Source organism: Anaerotruncus sp. 1XD42-93, assembly GCF_009917605.1.
Taxonomy (GTDB): domain Bacteria; phylum Bacillota; class Clostridia; order Oscillospirales; family Ruminococcaceae; genus Anaerotruncus.
Map to the genome: position 1 here is coordinate 1 of NZ_QZEG01000049.1, position 20296 is coordinate 20296.

General features: G+C 50.3%; 21 protein-coding genes and 2 pseudogenes. 3 read left to right on the forward strand and 20 right to left on the reverse strand.

What is annotated here, in order from left to right; translation table 11 throughout:
* Nucleotides 1-71: 71 nt before the first annotated feature.
* The gene (locus D5269_RS13840; RefSeq protein WP_016303843.1) at nt 72-473 is read right to left on the reverse strand and encodes a hypothetical protein; all 402 of its coding nucleotides are present in this window, start codon (nt 471-473) and stop codon (nt 72-74) included.
* A gap of 436 nt (nt 474-909) precedes the next feature.
* On the opposite strand from D5269_RS13840, the gene D5269_RS13845 reads away from it, so the two are divergent.
* Together D5269_RS13845 and D5269_RS13850 are read left to right on the forward strand one after the other, a co-directional pair.
* Complete coding sequence (locus D5269_RS13845; protein ID WP_158604997.1) at nt 910-1638, forward strand: LytTR family DNA-binding domain-containing protein; 729 nt, start codon at nt 910-912, stop codon at nt 1636-1638.
* A 2-nt stretch (nt 1639-1640) separates the two neighbouring features.
* On the forward strand, nt 1641-2957 hold the full coding sequence (locus D5269_RS13850) for an ATP-binding protein (RefSeq protein WP_166545188.1): 1317 nt from the start codon (nt 1641-1643) through the stop codon (nt 2955-2957).
* 339 nt (nt 2958-3296) lie between these two features.
* On the opposite strand, the gene D5269_RS13855 is transcribed toward D5269_RS13850, so the two are convergent.
* The 3 genes from D5269_RS13855 to D5269_RS13865 form a co-directional block, all read right to left on the reverse strand.
* Nucleotides 3297-3485, reverse strand: a complete 189-nt coding sequence (locus D5269_RS13855; RefSeq protein ID WP_161880119.1) for a SymE family type I addiction module toxin — start codon at nt 3483-3485, stop codon at nt 3297-3299.
* Entirely contained in the window at nt 3467-3655 is a 189-nt protein-coding gene (locus tag D5269_RS13860) for a hypothetical protein (protein WP_120390582.1), read from the reverse strand. The genes D5269_RS13855 and D5269_RS13860 overlap by 19 nt, the downstream gene beginning before the upstream one ends.
* A 141-nt stretch (nt 3656-3796) precedes the next feature.
* Nucleotides 3797-5209 (reverse strand): relaxase/mobilization nuclease domain-containing protein, encoded by a 1413-nt coding sequence (locus D5269_RS13865; protein ID WP_120486336.1) that lies wholly within the window; start codon nt 5207-5209, stop codon nt 3797-3799.
* Between the two features lie 111 nt (nt 5210-5320).
* Between D5269_RS13865 and D5269_RS13870 the strand changes: the two genes are divergently transcribed.
* On the forward strand, nt 5321-5563 hold the full coding sequence (locus tag D5269_RS13870) for a helix-turn-helix transcriptional regulator (protein WP_010815304.1): 243 nt from the start codon (nt 5321-5323) through the stop codon (nt 5561-5563).
* Nucleotides 5564-5565: 2 nt separating this feature from the next.
* Here the strand turns inward: D5269_RS13870 and D5269_RS13875 are convergent, their stop codons facing one another.
* From D5269_RS13875 to D5269_RS13960, 16 genes and pseudogenes are all read right to left on the reverse strand, one after another.
* Nucleotides 5566-6519 (reverse strand): DUF3991 and toprim domain-containing protein, encoded by a 954-nt coding sequence (locus tag D5269_RS13875; RefSeq protein WP_120486337.1) that lies wholly within the window; start codon nt 6517-6519, stop codon nt 5566-5568.
* 66 nt (nt 6520-6585) lie between these two features.
* A complete protein-coding gene (gene mobC / locus D5269_RS13880; protein ID WP_120390482.1) occupies nt 6586-6924 on the reverse strand; it encodes a plasmid mobilization relaxosome protein MobC in 339 nt (112 codons plus the stop codon).
* Nucleotides 6921-7919 (reverse strand): helicase, encoded by a 999-nt coding sequence (locus D5269_RS13885; protein ID WP_147408002.1) that lies wholly within the window; start codon nt 7917-7919, stop codon nt 6921-6923. The genes mobC and D5269_RS13885 overlap by 4 nt, the downstream gene beginning before the upstream one ends.
* A gap of 52 nt (nt 7920-7971) precedes the next feature.
* Nucleotides 7972-9829: pseudogene (locus tag D5269_RS13890) on the reverse strand (recombinase family protein).
* A 54-nt stretch (nt 9830-9883) separates the two neighbouring features.
* The gene (locus D5269_RS13895; RefSeq protein WP_002596259.1) at nt 9884-10075 is read right to left on the reverse strand and encodes a hypothetical protein; all 192 of its coding nucleotides are present in this window, start codon (nt 10073-10075) and stop codon (nt 9884-9886) included.
* A 70-nt stretch (nt 10076-10145) separates the two neighbouring features.
* Complete coding sequence (locus tag D5269_RS13900) at nt 10146-10376, reverse strand: PC4/YdbC family ssDNA-binding protein (RefSeq protein WP_120486347.1); 231 nt, start codon at nt 10374-10376, stop codon at nt 10146-10148.
* A 77-nt stretch (nt 10377-10453) separates the two neighbouring features.
* Nucleotides 10454-11308, reverse strand: coding sequence for a ParB/RepB/Spo0J family partition protein (locus tag D5269_RS13905; protein ID WP_120486340.1), 855 nt, complete (start codon nt 11306-11308; stop codon nt 10454-10456).
* A gap of 7 nt (nt 11309-11315) precedes the next feature.
* Nucleotides 11316-12281, reverse strand: a complete 966-nt coding sequence (mobV, locus tag D5269_RS13910) for a MobV family relaxase (protein WP_120486341.1) — start codon at nt 12279-12281, stop codon at nt 11316-11318.
* Between the two features lie 438 nt (nt 12282-12719).
* Nucleotides 12720-13751 (reverse strand): AAA family ATPase, encoded by a 1032-nt coding sequence (locus D5269_RS13915; protein WP_120486342.1) that lies wholly within the window; start codon nt 13749-13751, stop codon nt 12720-12722.
* A 152-nt stretch (nt 13752-13903) separates the two neighbouring features.
* Nucleotides 13904-14377 (reverse strand): sigma-70 family RNA polymerase sigma factor, encoded by a 474-nt coding sequence (locus D5269_RS13920; RefSeq protein WP_120486343.1) that lies wholly within the window; start codon nt 14375-14377, stop codon nt 13904-13906.
* A gap of 84 nt (nt 14378-14461) precedes the next feature.
* Nucleotides 14462-14887: a sigma-70 family RNA polymerase sigma factor gene (locus D5269_RS13925; protein WP_120486344.1), complete on the reverse strand. Its 426-nt coding sequence runs from the start codon at nt 14885-14887 to the stop codon at nt 14462-14464.
* 94 nt (nt 14888-14981) lie between these two features.
* Nucleotides 14982-15491, reverse strand: a complete 510-nt coding sequence (locus D5269_RS13930) for a sigma-70 family RNA polymerase sigma factor (protein WP_117864236.1) — start codon at nt 15489-15491, stop codon at nt 14982-14984.
* A gap of 490 nt (nt 15492-15981) precedes the next feature.
* A complete protein-coding gene (locus tag D5269_RS13945; protein ID WP_002779755.1) occupies nt 15982-16155 on the reverse strand; it encodes a cysteine-rich KTR domain-containing protein in 174 nt (57 codons plus the stop codon).
* 51 nt (nt 16156-16206) lie between these two features.
* The gene (gene tet(O), locus D5269_RS13950) at nt 16207-18126 is read right to left on the reverse strand and encodes a tetracycline resistance ribosomal protection protein Tet(O) (protein ID WP_120486345.1); all 1920 of its coding nucleotides are present in this window, start codon (nt 18124-18126) and stop codon (nt 16207-16209) included.
* 366 nt (nt 18127-18492) lie between these two features.
* Nucleotides 18493-18867: a TnpV protein gene (locus tag D5269_RS13955; protein ID WP_120486346.1), complete on the reverse strand. Its 375-nt coding sequence runs from the start codon at nt 18865-18867 to the stop codon at nt 18493-18495.
* A pseudogene (locus D5269_RS13960) lies at nt 18848-20296 on the reverse strand (DNA methylase); the annotation flags it as partial. The pseudogene D5269_RS13960 and the gene D5269_RS13955, both read right to left, overlap by 20 nt.

Sequence of the window (20296 nt, forward strand, 5' to 3'; positions counted from 1 at the left end):
CTCCTTAACTTGTTTCTCATAAAATGCCCTCCTGATATTTTGAAAAATGTATGGTTCCCAATTCCCTGTGCTTACAGGCAGTCTATTTCCATTCCCCGCCAGCAGGCGGGCATCCTCTGCCACGAATCAGTTTTTCCTGCCATGAGTTTCCTTACCGTCTCCCTGAACCGGGATTCCGCAAGCGGGCGGACGATAAAGTCAAAAATGTGCGTCCGTATCGCAACCCCCGCAAAATAGGGGTCATCCGTAATCCATATCACCAGCGCATCGCCAAACCGCTCCCGGTAAGCGCAGACAAGCTCCATCCCCTGCGCGCCATCCACGCCTACCACCACAATGTCGTACTTATGTTCCAGGTGGTAATGCCCGTCCATGCTGCCCTGCGACACACGCATTCCTGGTGACTCATCCGCAAGTATCCCTGAAAGCATCCCATATTCCTGCCTGCTCTTCGTAAAAACAACGGCATCCATTCCCGTTCCCTCCTTTTCCCTCCTGTGAAAACGCAAAAAGACCGCCGGGGAGCGCGGCATCCTGCACGGCATGATAAGCCTGCAGGAAATGCCCGCCCCTGGCGGTCCTGGTTCTGATGGAACTATATGTAAAAAGACACGACAAAAGGATAGTATTATCCTGTCTGTCTGTCTGTCTGTCTGTCTGTCTGTCGCTAATTATCTCCCGCTGTGCCATGCCCTGTCAACCTCCTTCCGCAGAAAATTTCTATTTTTAAGATAGCAGAATTCCGGTAAAAAACAAGGCTTCTGGCAGGAACGTCAATTTTCTGGCAAGAACGTCAGGGAATTTTTTAAATGGGGGGGCTGGCAGATTTGAAACTTATCTTCTTTTGTGCTATACTTAAATTGGATTTTTATACGAATTGAGGTGAAACCTATTTTAAAGATAGCTTTAGTGGATGATGAACAGGAATACCTGGACGGGATGGGAAAGCTCTGCAGCAGTTTCGGCAGAAGCGCCGGATACCCTGTGGAGGCAGTCCCCTTCTGCAGCGCAGGGGATTTTCTTGAGGCGTTTAGCGGCGGCAGCTTTGACCTTGTGTTCATGGATATCTATATGGAAGGCATGGACGGGGTCGCCGCCGCACTGGAAATGCGTAAGTCTGACAGCGGCTGCCTCCTTGTGTTCCTGACCTCCAGCACGGATTTCATGCCGGACGCCTTCTCCTGCCACGCCTTTGAATATGTCACCAAGCCTTTTTCTGAAAAGCGCATCTTTGACGTACTGGCGGACGCCGTGAAAGTGCTGCCGCAGGAACAGAAATACATAGAACTTGCCGCGGACAGGAAAACCGTGCGCGTGTTCCTGAGTGACATTGCTTCCGCAGCCACGGACGCACATTACATAATGGTCACACTTGCAGACGGCAGGGGGCTGCGGTGCCGCATGACCATACCGGAATTCATGGAAAAAACAGGCGGCGACGCCCGCTTCATCCCCATCAATAAAGGTATTGCCGTGAATGCCGAATTCATCCTTGAATTTAAAAACGGATGCTGCGTCATGGAAAGCGGAGCCAGGTTCCCGGTCCGTGTGCGTGACAGTGCCAGGGTAGAGCAGATGGCAAGCGATTACCATTTTGAGAAAATACGCAGCAGACAGCGGCACAGGAAGGGGGAATGAACATGGATATGCACAGGCTTCTGTCAGCACTCCTGCAGCTGCTGGTCCTCATCCCCGGCGCGGTGTCCTGTTACCTTCCGGTAAAAAAGCAGATGAAATATACGCCCGCAAAGACCGCCGCCCTATGCACAGCAGTGATCCTGCCTTATTCCCTTGCCACCGCTTTCCTCCATGCGGCGTTTTCCATCAGCATGGAGGCGCTGTTCTTCCCCGCCCTCGTGCTGTTCTTTTTCCTGTACCGCCGAACGGTGGACATGGACCTTTCCCGCGCCCTCGCCGTTTATGTGGGGGTCTGCGCCATAGAAACCTTCCCTGCACAGTTCGCCTATGCTTTTGACGCGCGGCTGCACCCCTCGTTGGGCGCGGCGGATTTCTCCCCGGAAGCTGCCCTGTTCCAGCTTGGGCTTGCCACCCTTCTGCTTGCCGCCTTTTTCCGCCCTGCCACGGAGAACTTCTCATGGGCGTTGGATAGGCTGGACTCCCCGAAGCTCTGGTATTCCACGGTGGTGCTGTCCTCCGTGTTCCTGGTTTTCAATGTGCTTGCCGTCCCACGTTCCTACTCCACCCTTTATGCTGGGCGGATGTACGAGCTGTTCCTTGCTTTCGAGGCGGGCGCGATGGCGGTTCTTGTTGGCATTTACGTCCTTTTCTACCGGGGCGCCACACTCATACTGGAACAGGCGGAACTTAAGGAACGCTCCCGGCTCCTTGAGATGCAGTCCAGCCAGTACCTCTCCCTGCTGGAACACATCCGCCAGACCACAAAGCTCCGCCATGACTTCCGCCATTCCATCCGGCTGCTCGTCTCCCTTGCCGAGCAGGGTGATGTCGGCAGCATCCGGGCGCACATGGCGGAATATGAAACCGTACTCTACCGGCACTCTATTGCAAATTACTGCAGGAACGCAGCGCTGAATGCGCTTTTCGGCCATTACCGTGAAATGGCTGATGCTGCGGGTATCCAGACAGACTGGAACATTGAACTTCCGGAGCCTCTCCCTTTCGCGGAGCTTGACATGACAGGGCTGTTTGGAAACCTGATGGAGAACGCCATCGCCGGATGCCTGACCGTCCCGGAAAGCTCGCGGTATTTTTGCCTGACTTCCCAGGTTCGCCACGGGAACCAGTTGTATATTGTTTCCACCAACAGTTTTGACGGGAAGGTCAGGAAAGGGAAGGACGGCTACCTTTCCACAAAGCGCAACGGAAACGGAATCGGGCTTTCTGCCATCGCTGCCACAGCGGAAAAGTATGGTGGCTCAGCAAAAGCCTCCAACAGCGGCACGGAATTTTTTGTGGACATTGTGTTGAAGATATAGGGGAGGGTGCAAATGAACACGGGGGTTCACTTTTTCTGGACACATCTGATAGACACCCCAAGCCTCCAAAGTGCGTGGGTTGTCCCAGAGTGCGGGACAACGTGGTTATAGGAAATTTCCGATAACGTAGGCAAGCAATGAGCCGGAATATCCTTTTGGGATATTCCGGCTCGCTTGTTGGGGTTCCCCCAAGCCCCAGGCGTCCGCCTGCGCGTCCGGCCGAACACGCCTATCGGCGTGGCTTTGCGCTCCCTGCGGTCGCTTCCTCCTGCACATCCGCGCAGGAGAGGGGCGGCGCATTTTGCGCCGTTAGGAGGTTTCCGAGATTGACAGAAAATTTTATTCCTCTGAATCTTTCTTTGTTCCGTTCTTTGTGATGATAAGCTGCCCCTGCTGGCATTTCACGGTGATTTTGTCCCCGGCGGAAAATCCGGTCTGTTCCAGCCATTTTCCTTGTAAAACAATCTGCGGCGGAGCCTGCTTGTAATTGCCGCGCCCGTAACATACAGTCAGCTTGCGGTCATCCATCCGTCCCCCTTTCCCGCTGCCTGCCGGCATACGATTTCAAATACATTCCCGTCGTCAGTCATGACAGTAAGTAATCCGTTCCGCTCGTCTGTGTTCAGGTCGGCAATTCCCATCCCCTCGCTGTCATTCAGTAAATCAAAAAGCCTGTCCTTAAAATAGTTCAGTTCCATTTCTGTTCCCCTTTCGTATTTTATTGTTGCTTATTAGCGAATACTTAAAAACAAATCCTGCCGCCTGTCTGCCGGTTAAGCAAAACAAATGCTGCAAAAAAAGTAGTGCCGTCCCGGTTGGAAAGGGGCGGCACTTTTGCGTCACCGCTCCGGTTTGGGCTGTTCTTTTTCCTGCGCCTGCTCCGGCGGTTCCAATCCTAAAATCTTATCCACGTTGCGGAGTGCGGTCTGGTAGGTAATCATATCCTGCCGCAGCGCCTTGTACTGTTCGTACTGTTCCCGTTTTTCTTCCAGCAGCGCAGCATATTCCGCTGAAAGCTGCGCCACTTTGGGAATGGCCTTGCCATCCAGAGCGTCAAAGGCTTTCTTCGCGGCTTCATGCTGGGCAATCTCCGCGCCATGCTCCGCGAGAAATTCTTTCTTGTGGCGGGACTTCTTATAAGCCGCGTAGACTTCCCGCGTTTTGGAATACTGGATGATGTGGGTTTTTAACTTTGCTACTCCTGCCATCCGCGCCTCCAACTGTTTGATTTTTTGTGAAGCCGCATTGAAACCGTCCTCGGCCTGCGCTGCCCGAAGCGCCAGTTCGTCATAATCGGCCAGTCCGTTTTCCATCAGGAAATTCAGCGTTTTCGCCGCTTCTTTCAGGTTGAAAATTTTCGCCCAGCGTTCATAGCCTGCGCCTTTTCCGGCGGCAAGTTTCGCCTGGATGTCAATCAGGAGATTGACCTTTCTACCGGTTCGCTTCGGCGCTGTTTTTCCTGCCGCCAAACGCCCGCGCTGGCTGGTAATTCTGGCGCGCAGGGCGGTCTTGGTATAATCGCCGCCCAGCCGGTTCACCCTTGCAGGGCGATCCCATCCGGGCAGACGGAAGCCGGGATTTTTGCCGTCCACAACCTCATATCCCTCAGCCCGCATCTTTGCCAGAAACTCCTCATAATGATTGCACTCCGGCAGCACCTTGTCAATGGTCTGCTGTAACTGCTTCTTGTGGCTGATGCCATACTGCGCCGCCGCCATTTCCTTTTGGGACTTGGCTTTTTTCTTCGGATTCTCAATTACCGAAAGGCCGTGGGCGCGGCACAGTTCATCGTTCATGCGCCGCAGGATAAAAGCGGAGTTTTTCACGTTCTGGAATTTTGCGTCACAGTTTAGGTTGGTGCTGTTAAATTCAATGTGGGTATGGATGTGGCGCTTATCCGTGTGGGTGGCCACCACAAACTGATGCTGCCCGCCGGTAAATTTCATCGCCAGCTCGCAGCCGATTTTGTGCGCCTCCTCCGGGCTGATTTCATCGGGCTTGAATGACTGGATAATGCGGTACATAATAATGTCGTGCTTTTCTGACTGGCTGCGCCCGGTAAGCTGGGCGTACAGTTTTTTGCTGATTTCAAATTCTTCGGCGGCAGTTTCCGGGCTGCACATATAGGAGGAAACCAGTTCGCCGCCGTCTGTCTTTTCTTCTTTCTGGTCATAGTCGTGGCGTTCTGCCATTGACTGCTGACGGGTGCGGTTTTTCATAATCTTTCGTGGTAAAATGTTGGAAATAGCCAAAGGTTCCTCCTTTCTAAAAAAGGCTATCCATAGCCTAAATAGTAGCATGGGTAGCCTACTTTTGCAAGCCATATTTTGTATGCTTGATAAAAAAGGGGGCAGGATACAGCTATGGATACGATTTCAGCGATTAAGACCCGGATACTCCGTTTATGTGCGGAGCGCAGCATTACCATCAACAAACTGGCTACGATGTCGGCGCTGCCGCCATCCTCCGTCAAAAACATCTTGTATGGCAAGAGTACCGACCCGAAAATTTCAACCATCAAGAAAATATGCGACGGTTTGGATATGACGCTGATAGATTTTTTCGATGCGCCCGAATTTGAAAATTTAGAGCCGGAAATTAAATAGCGTTACCGCGCCCCATCCCGCTGCCGCTGTGCCGTCCGCGCCGCTTTCACGTGGGTGCAGAGAAACTCGTTGTAGTCCTTGCCCTGCTTCGGCGGGTTGGGGTAAACCAGCTTCACCCGCCCGGAAAGTTCCGCGTTGTTCTGGATTTCCTGCGTGAGCCGTTCGATACCTTTCAAGCCGGCCTTGTCGTTGTCCAGGCAAAGGCTGATCTGTGTAACATGGGGGTGGTCGTGAAGAAACTGCATCAGGGCGCGGGGGCCGGTTCCGCCCAGGGATAAATAGTGGCTGTCCCGTGGTTCGCCGCCGGACAGCTTCACCAGCGTGGCGAGGGAGAGCGCGTCAATGGGGCTTTCCGCCACCGCCAGCCGGGGACAGTCCGGGCGGCTGGCGGGCAGGCAGAAGCTGTACCGTTTGTCGCTTCCCTCCACATCCATACGGAAGCCGTCCCGCGTCCCCCGCAGGCTGGCAGCGCGGGCGTTCCCCTGCATATCGCGCCCCACAAAGACGCAGTTCTGATACCGGCGGCTTTCGTATAAAATCCCGGCTTCCATGCACACGCCAAGCAGTTCCGGGTCAATGCCGCGATCCTGCAAATAGCCCACCACGGCGGACGCGCACCGGCTGGCTTCGGGCAGCTTAAACGGCTTTTGCGGCTTCGTGGGTTTTGTGAACGTCTGCTTTACGGGCGGCGGCGCAGAGTACCCGCACAGGGTTTCCACCGCGCCCACAAAGTCCATGCCGCGCACCTTAATCAGATAATCAAGCGCCGTGCGACCGCCGATGCCCCGGCTGTTCCAGCACCATTTCCCGTTGGAGATTTTTAAGCTGTCATGGGTTCTGGTGCAGTATTCGCGGGGGCCGCTTTTTTTCAGTTCCTGCGGCTCATAAGCCTGCAAATAAGAGAGCAAGTCCCATTCCTTTGCTTTTGCAATCTGTTCTTTGGTTACGCCTGCCAAGTAATCACCTCCAGATATAAAAATAAGCGGCGGGAGCAAAAGAAAAATCGCTCCCGCCGCAGTTGTTTACAGTGCTTCAAATTTCTTCAGCAGGTCGTTCACGCCCTGCCAGATTTCAGCGTAGCCCTGCCGCAAGTCCTCCACATCCTGCTCATAGAGGTTGTGGGTGCTGTTGCAGCGGCGGGCGATCTGGTTGACGTTGCTGGAAACGGAGCGCAGCAGCTTTACCAGTTCCAGCACCGCGCCCATGTCAAGCTGCACAATGTAGCCGTCCACCGCCATTTTCCGCAGGTATGCCCGCAGGTTGGAAGTCCCCAGCAGTTCCATTTTGCGGTCAATCGCTGCCTTTTCTTCCGGGGAAACTTTGGTGAACAGCCCCACCGTGCGCCCCTCCTTTGCCCTCACAGCACCGCCTCCTTTCGCGGGGTGCGCTCCATGCCGGACTGTACCGGCGCGGGCGGTTCATAGTTACGGAGTGCCTGACGGATAGAGGGTTTATGGCCAGCCGCCGCAGCGGGCATCGGCACAACCGGCGCGGGTTCTCCGGCGTCCTCCAAATCAGGGCTTTCTTCAACCTCCTGCTCCTGCTCATCCTCCTTTTTGTCCGGCCTGGACAGCTCCCGGTTAAGCTGGTTTAAGCGGGCGGATTTTTCCCGCAGTTCTTCTTCTTTTGGGAATGGCCGGCCGGCTTCTTCTTTGGCGTTTTCCAGTTCGCTTTCCAGTGTGGTAAGCCGCGCCTTTTGCGCGTCCAGCCGTTCCGCCAGACTTTCCAGCGCATTGTTAATGCGGGTGACATTGCCCACCGCATCGTCGGACAGTTCGGCGGAGTAGGTCAGGTTCTGCTTCATGGTGACGCGGAATTTGCTGCCGTCACACCTGAGCTGCATGGGGAAGCCGCGAAACTCGCCTAAATCCACAATCTTTTCCGGGTCGTCCATCAGCATACAGGCTTTAATCACCGCTTCGCCCGCCGCCTTGCGCTCCGTGTAGGTCTGGCCCATGACAGTCATGGAAAAGGCATCGTCCTTGACCGGGTGGGCCTGCACCGTTGGCAAATCCGCCGTCAGCGCTTCGATTAGCAGCTTTGTTTCCGCGATTTTCTGCGGGTAGTATTTCAGCGCCTTGTCCTGCATTTCGTACTGCTGGGAGGTGTGGTTGGCTTTGAGCATTTTCAGCTTGGAAACCTGCACATCCAAATCCATTTTTTCGCGGATGCGGTCGTCACCGGTAGCCAGTGCCTTGACCTCTGCGTAGGAAAGGGCGGTGGCGTCCACATCCTCGGCGGAGCGGGCGGGGCTTTTGGAGGTCATGATCTGGCCGATAAATTTCTGCTTGTTTTCCACCAGCCCCCAGTTGTAAGCGTCGAATGTCCCTTTGGTGACATACTTGAACATTTTCACAGACGCATTCATGTTTCCCTGGCGCAGAGAACGGCCGGCGCGCTGCTCCAAATCAGTCGGTCATTTTTTGCGGACAGTTCAATACATGCCTGTCTGTTTCGCTCCCTGCTCCTGCGTTTGCTCTCGTTTGATTTCTCCCTTTGTATCTTCTTGGCACAAGCAGGACAATACTTCGATATGCCAGAGCGGGGAACATATTCAACACCGCACACCGTACAATTCTTAGGCTTTAACGCTGTCCACCGCTTTGTGGGTGTGATATGTAATTCACCGACAAAGCCGATGAATTTATAATAAATCTTGATTTCCTGTCTTACTGTCCCGTCTGCAAGTTTCTCACGTTCCGAAACAAGTATCTTGTCTATGAGTGCGTTTATGATGGTTGCGTCCAGTTCCTTAATGCCTTGATAGTTGCGGATTAGGGAGAGGAAGTCACGGACACCCTGCGACTTCTCATAGCTGTCGCCTAGCGTTTCCGTTACCTCTTTCAGCCTTGCTTCAATTTCAAGCTGCTCTTTCTGGTATTTCCCCGACATCATTTCAAAATTCCGCTCCGTAATACGCTCCATCACCTTATCTTCATAAAGGGAAGAAAACAGCCTGTCCAGTTCCGCAAGGCGTTTGTTCAGCTTTCTCTGCTCCTTTTCCAGTGCCTTTGCCATGCTCTGGTCTGTTTCCGTAAGCCGCTTTTCAATCGCCCTCACTGCCTTTTCATCATTGACCGCCATCTTCGCAAATCGGTTGATGTCGGCAAGGACAGCGTTGAATAAATCCCTCGCTTCAATGCTGTGTGCGGTACACATAACATTGCCGTATCTGCCATAATTATTGCAGGTGTATTGTACGCAGTCGATGATGTCGGGGCGTTTCCTCCTGTTGGCACTCGCCGCCCGCATTGCATAGCCGCAGTCCGCACACTTGATAACGCCCGAAAAGATATTCTCAAATCCCCCTGCGTTCTGCTCCCGCCTGCGGCTCGTCATAAGCTGCTGTACGGTGTCAAATTCTTCCTGCGTGACTATCCCCTCATGGGTGTCGGGTATCACTTCCCATTCTTCGGGCAGCTTAGAGGGGCGTTTCCTGCTTTTCATGTTAGCGGCAATCCGCTTGTAGCCTGCAAGGTTTCCCGCATATATCGGGCTTCTTAAAATTCCCCTTATGCTGTTCTCGCTCCAAATATAACGGTTCTCCTCGTTATCTTCAAAGTGCCGCTCATAGCCTGTCGCCCCCTGTGTGACCGCATAAGCGGCAGGGCGTAGGATATGCTGTTTGTTGATGTGCTTACGGATTTTGGCGATTCCGTTGCCCGCTAACGCAAGGTCGAATATCTCCCTTACCACATGGGCAACCTTGTCATCTATCAGCAGATGGTTATGGTCGGCAGGGTCTTTGATATAGCCATAAGGGGCTGTCGTTCCCATGAATTTCCCCTGCTGAAATCTCGCACGGTACGCCGATTTTATCTTGACCGACACATCGGCAGAGTACATTTCGTTTAGGATGTTGCGGAAAGGCGTGATGTCCATAGCGGATTTATTGAGCGTGTCCACGCCGTCATTGACCGCTATATACCTCACGTTATGCTCTGGGAAAAACACTTCCAGATACAGTCCGCAGTCAAGGTAGTTCCTCCCCAGACGTGATAAATCTTTCGTAATCACGCAGTTTATCAGCCCGCTTTCAATGTCCTTAATCATGTTCTGGAAACTTGGTCTTTGGAAATTCGTACCAGAGTAACCATCGTCCACATACGTTTTTGCTAAGTGCCATCCCTGCTTTTTCACATAATCCGTGAGGATGGATTTCTGTGTCGCAATGCTCGCACTCTCGTTATCCGTGCCATCGTCCTTTGACAAGCGGCAGTACATGCCGACTTCGTAAACCTTATTCTCCGTTCTTATTCCTGCCATACTGTAAAACCTCCGTATCTGTCCTATCTGTTTTCATGTCCCATTGCGTACATTCTAAGCGGACAGCCCCTCATTGTCGAAGGTGTCACCCTCGGCAATCTTCTTCCGAATATCCTCGGAGATAATCGGGATAAACGCTTCTGTGACTGTCTGTGTGCCGACATATTCACGGCTGATTATCATCTGCACCGGTGCTTTCGGCACGATGCGCTTTCTCTTTTTATCTGCTTTCTTATCCTCGCCCATACTTAAATCTTCCTTTCCAGACAGGGCAGGAGAACGTCTGGAAACGCCCCGCCCTGTCAATCAGATACCATCAATCCCCGCTGTTTACTTCTTTCTGTAATGCTTTAAGGAGTGCCGCCGCTTCATCAGCGTTCAATGTGATACCTTTTCCGCACTTCTCACGGTTCGGGGAAAAGCTGCGTACATCATACTTCGGCTCTTTCCCATTCCATGAAATCAAGTTGATTTCTTTTGTATATCCTCTGTCGCTTGCCGACAATACGGCGATTTCCTTTACAATCTCATATTGGATTTCTTTCATTCCCTGCCCCTTTTCTGTCTTGGCTTTCTGGTTTTTATCCGTCCAGAGTTTCATATTTACTTTCCGAAAAGAGAAGATTAGCGGCTGTCCCTGCCCCGTTTCCTCTGCAATTCACGCTCTAAAAGTTTGATGATGGTGTCCGCCATCTGCTTCGGCGTTGTGCCTTTCGGGAAGTATTTCTTTAACCTTTCCATGCCGATTTTCACGGTTTCTTTCTGATTTCCCTTTTCCTCCGTCATAATTGCAAATATCGTATCCATATCAAGCCGCCCGCTCTGGCTTAGGCTTTTCATCCGCTGTGCCTGTGAGAGTGAGGGCGTTGCTTCTTCGCTCTCCATCGTGGCAAAGAGGTTTTCCTGCTCGTCTTTCTTCAAAAAGGACAGTTCCACCGCAGGCGTGAGGGCGATTTTCCCCTCGTCCACCATCCGCAAAATCGGCGGTATCAGTTCCGTCAAACGGATAAATCTTTGCACAGTCATCCTGCCTACGCCGAAACCCTGCGCCACCTTGTCGTCTGTCCGCAACTTCGTCACAACTTGTGACGAGGTTAAATCCGTGCGGAAACCCTGCCGCTTCATGGCTTCGGATTTCATCTTGTAGGCAAACGCCCGCTCCGATGGCAGGATATTCTCACGCTGTAAATTACTGTCTACAAGGGTGATGATGGCTCGGTCACGGTCTAAGGGCAGGACAAAAGCGGGGATTGTGTTTATTCCTGCAAGTTCAGACGCACGGACACGCCGCTGTCCTGCAATTACTTCATAGCCGTTCCCGTCCTCTTTCGGGCGTGTGATTATCGGCGTGACAATGCCAAATTCCTTGATGCTTTCCGCTAACTCTGACAGCGTTTCATCCTCTGCCACATGAAACGGATTGTCGGGAAATGGGTACAAATCTTTGGTCTTTAACACCTTAAAATCCTGTTTCTTCATTCACTTTTTACCTTTCTCTTGATTTATTTCTTCCTGTTTTCTGCAATTCTTCTAATACGCCTGGCGGGATTTTCTTTAATAGCCGCCCCATCTGCTCATTGGTTCTCTGCAACTCAAATATCTTCTGATTCGCTTTCTGCACCTTTAACTCCTGCTCGTACTTTTCATCACGCATACGCCCCGCATAATCCGATTCCTGCCCGATTTGCTCCTTTAGTCTGTCGATATAGGCACTCTGCTTACTGATTTCCTTAGAGAATTTCTCCACGTCTGGGAGCCACGCCGCAATCAGTTCCAGAGCCTTGTCACGCTTCTTCCCTGCGTTAAAGGCGTTGATGTCGGAGAGGGCAGACACGATTTCTTCATACTGTTTATCAAGCCTGCCGCCTAATTTATAGAGCCATGTGGGGACGTGTTTCCGCTTGGTTTCCATTGAGGACTGCCCCCGTTCAAGCTGATTCCACCGTGAGGACATCCGCTCATGGTAGGCGGTCTGCCACTCGGATAATGATTTCTGGTTGCCTAAAATGGTTTTCGCTGACAGCTTGTTGTCTGGCGTAATCGGCACAAAACAGAGGTGCATATGCGGCGTCCTCTCGTCCATGTGGACGACTGCGGAGAGGATATTTTTCTCCCCGACACGTTCCGAAATGAAATCCAGAGCCATCGTAAAATACGCTTTCTGTTCCTCTGGCGGCAGGCTGTTCATAAATTCTGGCGAAGCCGTGATAAGCGTTTCCACCATCATCACGCTGTCTTTCCTTGTCCTGCACCCCGCTTCGGCTACCTTTCGGTTAATCTCTTTCTTGTAGGTGTAGCGTGGCGGTTTTACAAGGTGATAGTTATTTTTAGAGCGTTCCATGTCGATATCTGGATTGCTTTTGTAGGCTTCTTTCTTCCGTTCGTTGTGGCGTTCACAAGCCGCAACGCCGCCCGCTTTGCGTTTCTGGAAACGCAGGATTGCATAGGGCATAATCCATCATCTTCCTTTCTTCGGCGGGTAAACTGCCCTTTGGGTGACAGCGGTGACGGCGGTGACAGCAGTTTTGGGATACCCCCTCACAAGAGCCGTCACCGTCATGCCGCCATTCTTTTATCCGAAGCCGCACGGCGCAGGATAGCAGGGCGTAAGACCTGCCATAAGGGAGTCCAGAGGGAACGTCTGGCACACGACTTTGCAGGGCAAAGTGTAGTGTGTTACACCCTGTAAACGCAGTCGGAAAAATCAGATGGATTTTTCTGACCGCAGGGGTGGTTTTACACGCCGAAAAGGGCGGGTGAATCCCACGCCTGCATTTTGCGTTTGCGGGGTGTTCTCCCGTAGGGATGACAGCGGCGGGGTATCCTAAAATCACTGTCACCGCCGTCACCGCTGTCACCCGCAGGGCAGAGCCGCCAACTTTACATGGCTTTAACCGTCAATGACAGTAACAAGGGGTATCCCAATATCGCTGTCACCACCGTCACCGCTGTCACCCGCCCTCCTTGCAAGGGCAATCTGCCTGCCGTCTTTCCTGCGGCTGTACTGGTAGCAGATACGGTTCTCGCTTAAAAATGTGGTGCGGTATTCATTCAGCCATTTCGTAATCACCGTGGGTATGGTTTCCGTTTCCCCCATAGCGGCTAACAGTTCCGTTGCCGTGCCTGCCCATTCTTCCTTATCCCTCATAAAATCCACCAGCCGAAAAAGGACGTCTGGTATCGTTTCTTTCGCAAGCTGCTCCTGTGTTTTTCTCTCCACAAGTTCCCAACTGCAATCACGGAAACGCAGCGTGTATTCCTGATAGGGCGTGTCCCTGCCTGTCACATACAGCTTGGCAGTGTCGGATGCCCGTTTCTCCTTTTCCAGAACAAAGGTAGCGTCCGCACTCCCCGTTAAGCCTGTCGTCCCAGACACCTTGTTGAACACGTCGCTGTCATTCTGCTTTCGGATGTGGTGTACGACAATGACCGCCAGAGAGTGCCTGTCGGCAAAATCTTTGATTAGGGAGATGTCCCCATAGTCGCTTGCATAGGCATTGTCTTTAGATGCGGTTCGGACTTTCTGCAAGGTATCAATCACAATGAGCCTGCTGTCTGGATGGTCTTTCAGATAATCCTCCAACTGCACGATAAGACCGTCTGACAGCTTGCAGCTTGCCACGGCAAAATGAAGCCGCCCGCTCGCTTCGTCCGTCAAGCGGAACAGCCTGTCCTGTATGCGGCAGAACGTGTCCTCAAGGCAGAGGTAAAGCACATCGCCCTCCATTGTCGGCATATCCCACAAGGGAAGTCCCTGCGACACGCATAGGCATAGTTTCAGCATGAGCCAGCTCTTGCCTATCTTCTGTGAGCCGCAGAACAGCGACAAGCCTGTCGGGATAAGGCTGTCCACCACAAAGGACGGCTTCTCAAGCGGCTCATAAAGGAGCGTTTCGGCGTTGACTGTCTGTAACTTCTGCATGGCTTTCCTCCTTTCGGGCGGTGTCTTTGTTTTCATTGCACATAGGCGTTGACCTCCTTAAAAAAGATTTACTCCCACGAAAAAAGTGAGAGTATGTAATGCCGCCAATCCCACACAAATAAAAAACAGATTTCTTTTTCGGGCGGTGTCGGTCACGGTTGGAGATACTTCCTCATTTCCGCCTTTACTTTCTCCTTTGCAATCGCAACAGATTTCTGTACTGCGGAAGCGGTGCAATGCTCCATAGCGGCGATTTGGTAAAAATTGATCTCATACTCGTAGTAGAGCAGGAAACGCCGCCTTTGTATCTCTGGCAGTCCGTCAACCGCCTTACAGAGCGTTTCATTCCGTTCTTCTTCAATCATGCGTTCATCAAGGCTCTTAGGCACACGCAACGCCCGTCTGTAAAGGGTTTCGTCCCATACCTCGTTAAACTCCCTGTGCCGCTCGTCCCATTGGAGAAGATTCCTGTTCCTGCGCTCCATCTGCCGAAACTCCATAAAGAACTGTTCCGACACTTCCAACTCGTGGGATTTGCCCTGCCCGTCCTTAAAGCTGATAAAATACCTTGTGCCGCTTTCCGTGGATTCCTCCCGAAGCGTGTATGCCTTAACCCTGTATGCCATCCCTCTGTCCTCCTGCCAAAAAATAAGCGGGGAGATTCCACTCCCCACCCAGTAGCCCGCAGGATAATGGGATGTATTAGACGCTTACAAAATTTTCCGCAGCTTCTTCCGCAGATGGTCTAACCTCGCATAGATGGCACCAGTCGTCAAATGCACAAGTGGGGCAATCTCCTTTGTTGAATACCCCTGCATTTTCAGCAGGACGATTTTCAAGGTACGCCCGTCTACTGCCACTAACACTTGATAAAGATTTTCGCTCTCAATCTCGTCCAGTAACTCCGCAACCGTACCCACTTCCGTCTGCCGCTCCCTGTCTGCCATATCCTCAAGGTATTCCGCAACGTCATTCGTCCATCGGTAAAACCGCCTGTTGGAATTGAAGTCTGCCCTGTCCGCTATTCGTATCTGCTCAATGGTCGCTTCATCAACGCCGCACTCACGCAGCAGCTTTTCCTCCGCTTCTTTCCAGATACGCCATTTCCTGTCCTCCCGTCCGTGGTTGTATGCCATTCTTATTTCCTCCAATCAGAATTGATTGAGAGGGCAGAGAAAAGCCCCCTCATTTTCCAAAAGGAAAAAACAAGGGGGCTGAACGCCTTAAATTTTAACTTTCTATTATCTTTCTTAGCTTTATTAGGATTCTGGCTTTGCGTTTGTTCACAACGCTCTGGGTTATGCCTAACCTTAAACCTACTTCCCGCTCGGAAAGTCCGTCAAAAAAGATTGCCTGTATCAACTCCTGTTCATTATCCGACAGCAAAGGCAGGGCGGCTTTCAGCCTGTCCACCATAACCGCATTGACAACGGTTTCCGCAATGTCCGCCGCTTCATCAGCGATAAAGTCCAGAGGATTCCCCTCGCTGTCCGTAAATCCATCCAGAGAAAGCAGACTGTTCTTCGTATCTAATTTTTGCAGATAACGCCACCGTTCCTTATCTCGGTAGAAGTCTGTGTATTGCTCCCTCACGACTTCAAGCAGACAGCCTTGAATGGGGATAAACAGCTTGTCCATGTAGGTCTGGTCGGCTTGCCTGCGGCGGCAGAAGTCCGTGTAAGATAATTCCACATAGCCGCCACTTTCTTTGATATATACTTTTCTCGGTGCGTATTTCACCGCTAATACCTCCCATCTGAATTTTTGAAATGTAAAAAATTCAGATGGAGAGGCGGAGAACGACACCGCATATCAGAAACAGCCCTGCGGCGTATTCCGATAAAAAACGACAAAAGAAAAACCGCAAGGGCTCTGTGACCTCTACGGTTATGGGAAATACAAATTCTGTTGTATGGAGATTGTACTTCTACTCTCAAGGTGAGAAGTACCGCTGCACTGGCAGAAATTTTTTTAACTGGTTTCCTGCCGTTCTCTGATATGCTATGTATTGATAAATTTTACTTCGTATGAGCAGATGAATAACCGCCCGAAAAAAGAACATAAAAAAATCCCTCCAAATTTAAAAACAAATTCAGAGGGTAATTTAGGGTATAACAAAATAACCCACCCGAATATCGTTTTTTTTATTTGGTGAGTTTGTTCTTTCAAATACGAAACAAAAAGAGCCGATGATTCGTGAATTGTTCCACAATTTCATCGGCTCTGCGTCTTAAGCGTCTGGCTCTTTGATGACAGTTATCTTCAAGTTGTCAACTTTAATCAATCTTTCTTGTCTGCATTTTGGACAATAAAGGGGATAATTCTCCAAAACAGTGTCCTTCCTAATTTTATTACGGGTTTTGCTCCCACAAACAGGACACAATATCCATTCGCATTTCATCATAATTAGTCTCTAATCCTTTCAAATCTCATTTTATACGACTTTTGCAAGCTGTTAAGCTAACTTGTGGAACATATGCCGAACCTTATCTATACGGCTATTCGGGCGGCGGGGTTGGCAAATAAATTTACCAATAGCTGGCTGGTATCCTTTTAACTCTGTCAAGCAGACTCCCTGCCCATTTGTGAAATAAGTTAAATCGTTCCTGTATTCTTGAATACATCTGGCAGGGATTTCTCCTTTCAGAATGACCTCGTCATTCTTTATCTGAGTACTTACAATATCTGCACTATACCTTGGAGCATCATGATACGCCCGTGAGAGATATTCCTGCGGTGCATAAATTTCAAAGTGGAGATATGGCTCTAATAGTTCTGTCCCTGCTTTTTTTAAAGCCTGCTCCAATACGATAGGGGAAAGCAGCCGAAAGTCTGCGGGGGTACTTACAGGACTATAATACAATCCATATTCAAAACAGATTTTACAGTCTGTCACTTTCCATCCATACAGCCCCTGCTCGCAGCCATAAAGAACCCCCTCCATAACCGCATTTTGGAACGATTGGTTTAAATATCCAAGTGAAACTCTGCTTTCATACTGCACTCCGCTTCCAATAGGGAGCGGCTCTATAGACAACCCGACAGAAGCCCAGAAAGGATTTGGCGGGACTTCTATGTGGATGGTATATTCTGCTTTTCTAAGCGGTCTTTCCATATATATAACAGTAGGCTCTTTTATTTCTGCCTCCACATGATATTTTTCCTCAAGGATGGCACAAATGACTTCCATCTGCACATTCCCCAAAAAAGAAAGTATAATCTCATGCGTTGTAGTATCCACATAATATTTTAAAAGAGGGTCGCCATCTGAAATTTCTGTAAGTGCCCCAAGCAATATTTCCCGCTGTTCAGATTTCTTTACTGCAATCGTTGTTTGGAGCATAGGGAGAGGATTTTCAATAAATTTTCTCTGCGGCAACAGCATTTCGTTCCCCAAAATACTGTTTAGCTGCAAAACATCATTTGGTAAAATTACAATATCACCAGAGCAGGCTGTATCGGATGAATATAATTCACCGTTTGTCGGAACACACATCTCTGTGATTTTTATTTTCTCTTTTTCAGATATTCTAATAACATCCCTCAAATGCAATGTTCCGCTATATATACGCACATAAACAAAACGCCGCCTTTTCTCTGAATATTCAATCTTAAAAACCTGCCCGCATAGTTCAGATTGACCTTCAGGCGTTGATGAATAAAATTTACTGGCAATCACTTCTATAAGCTGCCGAATCCCCAGATTGTTTTTAGCGCTTCCGTGATAAACGGGAAATAACGTTCCGTTTTGGAATCTCCTGTTTTCTTCCTGTTCCAGTTCTGACATTTTAAACGGTTTCCCTGACATATATTTCTCTAATAGTTCATCGTTTCCCATAATTACCGCATCCCACTGTTCCATATCGTCATTGTCCGTTACATTTATATGGGGATGCTGCCCAACCTTTTGCTTCACTATAATTTCCGAAGAAAGCTTTGCTTTCATCTCTCGATATACCATTGGCAAATCAATCCCCTCTTGGTCAATTTTATTGATGAAAAAAATTGTTGGAATCTTCATTGTCTGTAGTGCATGAAACAGTATACGGGTCTGTGCCTGTATGCCATCCTTTGCAGAAACTAATAATACTGCTCCGTCTAATACGGATAAAGAACGGTATACTTCCGCCAAAAAATCCATATGGCCTGGCGTATCTATAATGTTGACTTTTACATCCTCCCACTGAAAAGATGTCACTGCTGTCTGGATAGTGATTCCCCTTTGACGCTCCAAATTCATTGTATCTGTCCTTGTTGTGCCTTCATCTACGCTCCCTAGTTCTGCAATTGCACCACTGGTATACAATAAACTTTCCGTTAATGTTGTCTTTCCTGCGTCAACGTGAGCCAGAATGCCTAAGTTAATTATTTTCATGTGATTTTCCTCCTATCAACACCCAAAAAAGGGCATAAAAATACCCAGTGATAAATACTCCTATCACTGGGTAAATAACTCCAATAGCCCCAAAACACTTATATGTTTTCGGGCATATAAAATTACATGATAAAAGTATTCTTAAACTGGGTACAAAAAACTAAGCCCCATATTAAAAATGAAACGGGACTGCTACTTTTTGTTCCCACTATCAAATTGACAGTTTATTTAAGAATACCTTGCCGCATATTTATTAACTCCTTGTATAATACTGAATCTAATTATATTCCTTAACCCTTTATTTGTCAAGCTGACAAACTAAAGCAGAAAAAGCGGCAGGATTTCCCCCTGCCACTAATCATCTGTTTATGCAAAAATAATTTCCTTTTCTACAATCTCTTTCGCGCAAGCCCTTATGTTATTGAGGCATCCTGTCCATTCTAAGGCGTTTTCTGCCTTTAGCTGTTCCGTTATGCCCTGTGCCTGTTTCATACCCTCTATGAGCCTTTCAAAGCGTTCCTGTGCCTGTCTGTCAATGTCGGCAAGGTAAGCGTTAAGTCTGCCGCTTGTAAGAAGATTGGTGTATGTAACTTTACAGTGATGCTTCAGATAATCCAAATGCCGCTGTCCCCAGATGCCTATCGGCTGTTCTTCTTCGGCGGGTACAGTTAAGCACGGTATTAAATAATCGCCTTGCCTTTCGTATTTGCCGCCCATTTCCTCAAAAATTGTCTTTGCCATTGTCTGTTACCTCCACATTCTTTTTTATTTTGAATGTCCGCAAAATCCGTCCTACATCGGCAGGACGCCAGGGGCAATCGAGATCGTGGGACGCGACAATGCGGTTCTGCACATTCGTGCCTGCGCCCATTTTTGCCGTGGAGCCGATTAAAACACGCACCTGCCCCCGCCGCACCTTGGCGAACAGTTCCGCCTTTTGGGTTTCCGTGTTGGCGTCATGGATAAAAGCGATTTCTGCTTCGGGGATGCCCTTGGCAATCAGCTTTTCCTTGATGTCGTCATAGACGTTGAATGAGCCGTCGCCTTTTGGTGTGCTGAGGTCGCAAAACACTAACTGTGTCCCTGAAATCTCCGTGCTGGCCTGCCATTCCTGCACGATATTTTTCACGCAGGCGTTGACCTTGCTGTCCGGGTCGTCGGGTAAAAGCGGGTTTTGCAGCCGCTGATCCAGCGCCAGCTTGCGCCCGTCCGAAGTGATGCGCAACATATTGTCGATATGGGGGTCAACCTGGCCTCCGCGCACACTTTCCGCACGCTCGCCAAGTTCCTCCACCATTTCTTTCTGGAACCCGCTGGGTTCCGTGGTGACGGTGATATATTCTGCTTTTGGCACGGGGAGGTTGAGCATATCGGCGGTCTGGATGTCGGCGGCTTCTTTCCAGATAGAAATCAGTTCCGGCAGGTTGTAAAACTTCGCAAACCGGGTCTTGGAGCGGAAGCCGCTGCCCTCCGGCTTTAATTCCATCGCCGTGACCTTTTCGCCAAAGTCCGCCGCCCATGCGTCAAAGTGGCGGTGTCCGTTCTGCTCCAACGTGTCAAACTGGAGGTAGCGCATCATGGTATATAATTCTACCATTGAATTGCTGACCGGGGTTCCGGTGGCGAACACGATGCCGCGCCCGCCGGTGATTTCGTCCATGTAGCGGCATTTGGCAAACATATCGCTGGATTTCTGCGCGTCTGTCTGTGCAATCCCCGCCACGTTCCGCATTTTTGTGTGTAAAAAGAGGTTCTTAAACCCGTGAGCTTCGTCCACAAACAAACGGTCAACGCCCAATTCCTCAAAGGTCACAACGCTGTCTTTCTTCTTGCCGTCCGCCAGCTTTTGCAGCTTGGCTTCCAGGTTTTTCTTGGTTTTCTCCATCTGCTTGATGGTGTAGCGCTCGCCGTCCTCGGCTTTTGCTTCGGCAATGGCGGTGACGATTTCATCAATCTGCCCCTCAATGACGGCTTTCTGCCGTTCCGGGGAGAGGGGGATTTTCTCAAACTGCGAGTGTCCGATAATCACCGCGTCATAGTCGCCGGTGGCGATACGGGCGCAGAATTTCTTGCGGCGGGCAGGCTCAAAGTCCCGTTTCGTGGCAACCAGCACCTTTGCGCCGGGGTAAAGGCGCAAAAAATCGCCGCCCCATTGTTCCGTTAAGTGGTT